This window comes from Nostoc sp. UHCC 0252 (genome assembly GCF_034931145.1).
GTDB lineage: Bacteria > Cyanobacteriota > Cyanobacteriia > Cyanobacteriales > Nostocaceae > Nostoc.
Genome location: NZ_JAYGHE010000150.1, coordinates 1 through 5085 on the forward strand (window position 1 = coordinate 1; position 5085 = coordinate 5085).

General features: G+C 41.3%; 5 protein-coding genes. 2 read left to right on the top strand and 3 right to left on the bottom strand.

All coding sequences use genetic code 11. The annotated features are described in order from the left end of the window. Window positions 1-3 precede the first annotated feature (3 nt). Both VB732_RS35305 and VB732_RS35310 read right to left on the bottom strand, forming a co-directional pair. Entirely contained in the window at window positions 4-777 is a 774-nt protein-coding gene (locus VB732_RS35305; protein ID WP_323235456.1) for an SDR family oxidoreductase, read from the bottom strand. Window positions 778-937: 160 nt separating this feature from the next. After that, the gene (locus VB732_RS35310) at window positions 938-1774 is read right to left on the bottom strand and encodes a nuclear transport factor 2 family protein (RefSeq protein ID WP_323235457.1); all 837 of its coding nucleotides are present in this window, start codon (window positions 1772-1774) and stop codon (window positions 938-940) included. 84 nt (window positions 1775-1858) lie between these two features. On the opposite strand from VB732_RS35310, the gene murG reads away from it, so the two are divergent. Together murG and VB732_RS35320 are read left to right on the top strand one after the other, a co-directional pair. Next, a complete protein-coding gene (gene murG / locus VB732_RS35315; RefSeq protein WP_323235458.1) occupies window positions 1859-2932 on the top strand; it encodes an undecaprenyldiphospho-muramoylpentapeptide beta-N-acetylglucosaminyltransferase in 1074 nt (357 codons plus the stop codon). Between the two features lie 38 nt (window positions 2933-2970). Beyond that, window positions 2971-4269, top strand: a complete 1299-nt coding sequence (locus tag VB732_RS35320; protein ID WP_323235459.1) for a hypothetical protein — start codon at window positions 2971-2973, stop codon at window positions 4267-4269. 23 nt (window positions 4270-4292) lie between these two features. Here VB732_RS35320 and VB732_RS35325 read toward each other — a convergent pair whose 3' ends face one another. Beyond that, window positions 4293-4658, bottom strand: coding sequence for a VOC family protein (locus VB732_RS35325; RefSeq protein WP_323235460.1), 366 nt, complete (start codon window positions 4656-4658; stop codon window positions 4293-4295). Window positions 4659-5085: the final 427 nt, after the last annotated feature.

Genomic DNA, 5085 nt, shown 5'->3' on the forward strand with positions numbered 1-5085 from the left:
TCTTCAAGTGCGTCGATTAACTAGGGTAGCGCTAGCTTGGTCAACAGGCATCAGCACGACTTCATTAATATTGACGTGGGGCGATCGCGTCACGCAGAAAAATATCACATCAGCCACATCATCTGCTGTCAGGGGTGTAACTCCTTGGTAAACTTTTTTGGCGCGTTCAGCATCTCCGTGAAAGCGCACCTCGCTAAATTCCGTTTCTACCATACCAGGATCAACGGAAGTTACACGTACCCGCGTTCCCAAAAGGTCTTGTTTTAAACCTTCAGAAATTGCTCTGACAGCAGCTTTGGTTGCACAGTAGACATTTCCACCGGGATAAGTTTGATGTCCAGCAATAGAACCTAAATTTACTACATGACCGCGATCGCGGCTCACCATTCCTGGAACAACATAGCGGGAAACGTAAAGTAAACCCTTAACGTTAGTATCAATCATGTCTTCCCAATCTTGAAAGCTGCCTTCGTGCAACTTGTCTAAACCACGACTTAGACCAGCATTATTAATGAGAATGTCGATGTTAGACCAGTCAGACGGTAAGTTAGAAATAGCAGATTCCACAGCGTTGCGATCGCGCACATCTAGCTCTAACAAATGAATTTCAATACCAAATTCTTTAATGAGAGCATCTGCTAGCTGCTGCAAACGTTCCAGCCGTCGTGCCGCTAAGATCAGTTTTGCACCCGCACCAGCGAAGATTCTCGCACAAGCAGTACCAATACCACTACTTGCACCAGTGATCAAAATAATCTGATTTTGTAGGGAAGTCACGTCGCTTCGCTCCGAATTCAAAATTCAAAATTCAAAATTAATAATCCCCATAAATAAATTCAGGGGCTTGTCATCACTGAAGCATCGCTCTATGTTTTCGTTGCTTCAAGAAGGTTTGACCATATTTTTAGTACGCTAGCGGTAGCGTACTAACTCTTAACTACTTCTTCACCACTTGCAGGCGCTGAGTAACCATCGTCATCCCATTACCTCGGAGAATGACAGCAGAAACCCATTGGCTACCAGGGGTAGATGGTGCTTGTCCTGTTTTAAACAGTCCGCCAGATGTTAGTAATTGCAAATCTACAGATGTGGGGTTGAGAAACTTATCTGCTTTGATGGGTTCCTCTAGCGCCGTTCCTAGTAGGAAATCATCACCAAGTGGTTCTTGAACGATCGCATCAACACTATACCTCTGACCAACTTGTACCTGCTGGGGTAATTTAAAATCAACTTGGGGCGGCTTGCTACCAGAGGTAAGTACGGTGCGTTCTGCCAAAATGTCTTGGCGGACAATTTTACCGCTTTCAATGCGCTGACGCGATTTAATCGTGGCATTGAGAGCCGCATTATTCCCACTACCGGAAGGTGAGCCAGTTATCTTTGTTTCAGTTTCAGCAATAATCCCATTGCCTTCAGATTTTGAAGATAACAGTTTGGTACTATATTGCAATTTGGGATATCTTTGCCAAAGTGAAACCAAAGACTTTTCCAGGGTTTGGAGGTTTAATCCATCTCCATGAGCGAAAGAGGGGCTGTAGAATTGCAACACCCCTTTAACATCGCCCCGACTAGCGGCTGCATCAACTTGTGCCAACAGATTTTTTAGATTGGTTGTACCAACTTGGGCTGTACCAGCTTGGGCTAATTGCTGTGGTGTCGTCGCTTGAGTGCGTTGCCAACCACTTGTTAAACCAAGGGTTAGCAAAAACGATAGGCAAATATTGGTTGGAAATCTGAGTTGACGTTTCACTAAAGTGGTAATAATTTTAGTCATTGGCAAGAGTTTACTGATTTGATGAGAGAAAGTCAGGAAATTGTTTTATCTTAGTTAAGCTAGACGCTAAACGGTAGAGGTTTGATGGCAAACGCGCCGATACGATTATTAATAGCTGCCAGTGGGACTGGTGGACACTTGTTTCCAGCGATCGCCCTGGCAGAAAAACTTCCAGATTATCAAATCGAATGGCTGGGAGTACCCAATCGGCTGGAAACTCAACTTGTCCCTAAAGAGTATCCCTTGAATACTATTGCAGTTGAAGGGTTTCAGCAAGGGTTTGGACTCTCCTCGATTCGCATCTTCGGTAAACTCGCTGGTTCGATTATAGAAGTTAGACGAATTTTGAAGCAGGGAAATTTTCAAGGAGTGTTTACCACAGGCGGTTACATTGCCGGGCCAGCCGTCATCGCGGCGCGTTCTTTAGGTTTACCCGTGGTTTTCCACGAATCTAACGCCTTACCAGGTAAAGTAACTCGCTTTTTCGGCCCTTGGTGTAGTGCGGTAGCCTTGGGATTTGATGTCGCTGCTAAGTATTTACCCCGTGCTAAAAATGTTTGCGTTGGTACTCCCGTCAGAGCGCAATTTCTTGATGGGGCAATTGATGCACCCCTGGATTTAGCTATTCCCGATGGTGTTCCCTTAATTGTCGTCTTTGGTGGTAGCCAAGGTGCAGTTGCGGTTAATAAGTTGGTGCGCGAATCTGCAAATGCTTGGTTTGATGCTGGTGCTTATGTAGTACACTTAACTGGCGATCGCGATCCCGAAGCAGATAGTCTCAAACATCCACAGTACATAGCCTTACCTTTTTACAACAATATGGCGGCGTTGTTACAACGAGCAACTCTTGCCATTAGTCGTTCTGGCGCAGGCAGCTTGACAGAATTAGCAGTCTGTGGGACACCAGCAATTTTGATTCCTTACCCCTTTGCCGCAGAAGACCATCAATCTTACAATGCAGAGGTATTTACTTCATCTGGTGCAGCCTTAACACTGAAGCAATCGGAGTTGACAGCACAAATATTGCAAAGTAATGTGTTGAATTTGTTGCAGTCACCGCAAGAGTTAGCAAAAATGGGTGAAAACGCTCATGCGATCGCAGTGCCCGATAGTGCTGAGAAATTAGCCCAATTACTGCGTGAAGTGATAGAAACATAACCTTTATTCTTGAGTACTAGAAATTTATTTTCCCATTTATGAATATCTTATCCAGCCCCAAATTTCGCTTCACAGTAAGTTGTGCAGCCTTATTACTTGTAAGTTTAGCCAGTAGCAATTTATATACTCAGTCAAAAACTAAACAGTTAGATCAACAAAATCAGTCCTTTAGTCAACTTCAATCAGAGATTTCCCTCACCTCAAAATTTCAAAATCCTTTTGTTGCTCAAGAAATATCTGATGAGATTATAGGCAAGCAAAATGCTTTTTTATCTCAGCAGAATTTGTTAGCTGCATCTGCACCCTTTGCAGTTATCGATGAATTCAAAAAATATAAATTTAGTATTAATGGCAGCCAAGTTGTTACCCCAGCTAATCTACCCAGTAGTAAGGTTAATTTCAATCAAAAAGATTTATTAACTGTTCTCGTTAATACTAGAAAATATTTTCAAGATTACTCTTCAGCAGACCCAGACATTCTCCGCCCAGGAATTCTTACCACTCAAGGCGTTACTGTACCAGATGTTCTTAAAACTTTGGATTTCATGGTTGCTGTTTTAAAAGAGGATATTGCTAATAAGCGAGCTACTCGTTTACAAGACCCTAAGTTTATCAATTCCAATTTCCGAGTGATCAAATGGACTGCCCATAACCCAAAAGACAAAAAACAAAAACAATTACGAATTACTAAATATGCTGTCTTTACCCATCCCGGCTCTCGCAAAAAAACTTCTACTTTTAATACACCAATTTATAGTTTAAAAGAAAATTCTAATAACGATAAATTCTATACTAGATATACAAAGCAGGATGTTTTATCTGGTATCTATGAACCAGGCGGTAGAGAATTTGGGAAAGTTCAAAGTCTTGCTTATCTAACCAGAACTGGCTTAGAAGAAGCGCTGATGCAAGGAACAATCCTGATTAACTTTACAGATGGTTATCAGGCATTTTTTAACGTAGATAGAAATAATGGTATATCTTATGTTCGCGGATTAAAGGCAACAGCACAAAAACGTTATTGGTATTTTAGAGAAGTTGATGCTATTAAAGGCTATGGGCACAAAATAGATGCAAAAATCTCCATTAAACCAGGAGTAACCTTTGCTGGAGATGTGCTGAATATTGGTTTAGGCAAAGTGATTGTTATTGAGCATACTAAAGGTGGCCGTAAACATCTGCAAATGGGAGTTATGGCTGATACAGGTGGAGCATTTTTACCCAATCTTTATCAACTCGATTTTTTGGCAGGTATTTTTAAGAGTCAAAAAGAATTTGGGCAGAATATCAGTCAATTACCTGAGTATGCAACAGCATACTTTTTAATAAAGAAGTAATGGATTGACTTGATGTCAAAAATTTATGCACGGGTCAACAATTCTAAGTTGTGGCCATCGGAGTCATAAAAATAGAAGCCACGGCCTTCATTCCAGTGGTTAATTTGCCCTTTATTTTGATGCATAGGGTCGCTACTGTATTCGATACCCGCCTCTTTCACACGGGCGAAAATGGCATCAAATTCTTCATCACTGACATGGAATGCATAATGATGCATCTCAAACGCTTCAGCGTCAGCGAAATCGAGTGTCAATGTATCATTTATATGTACAGCCGCGAAGTGACCAACGGGAATCTCAACCTCTAACCCAAAAATTTTTGCAAAGAACTTCGCTGCGGCTTCCTTTTCATGTACGGGCACTATAGTGTGATTTAGAGTAATTGTCATGCCACACCTCCCCTTTTTATTTTGGTAGCAATCAATATCAACTCTCTATCTCAGAGTCGATAACAACAATGTTCCTTTCTATTTTATCTTTTCAGCGCTGACACAAAGGTAAACCTATATAAATAAGGCTTACACAAAACTACATGTGCTTATGGGCAATTCATGAATACCCCTATCCTATATGTATTGATTGTGTTCTATGTAAGTAGGTAGACATAATTGAATATTAAAATGTCATTGCGAGCGAAGCGAAGCAATCACAAAGTCTCTGGGATTGCTTTGCTTCGCTCGCAATGACGGAACATATTATATTTATTCACGCCTATCTACTTATTATCAAATCCTCTTGCCTTTCACCTTTGTCTCTAAACAAGCAATTTCAGGAATAAAACCGGATTCTTATAGCTTGCTCACAATTTGGACTTTT

Excerpts from the sequence above, each read along its gene's own strand:
- murG (WP_323235458.1), top strand. The coding sequence starts at position 1,859 with ATGGCAAACGCGCCGATACGATTATTAATAGCTGCCAGTGGGACTGGT.
- VB732_RS35310 (WP_323235457.1), bottom strand. The coding sequence starts at position 1,774 with ATGACTAAAATTATTACCACTTTAGTGAAACGTCAACTCAGATTTCCA.
- VB732_RS35325 (WP_323235460.1), bottom strand. The coding sequence starts at position 4,658 with ATGACAATTACTCTAAATCACACTATAGTGCCCGTACATGAAAAGGAA.
- VB732_RS35320 (WP_323235459.1), top strand. The coding sequence starts at position 2,971 with ATGAATATCTTATCCAGCCCCAAATTTCGCTTCACAGTAAGTTGTGCA.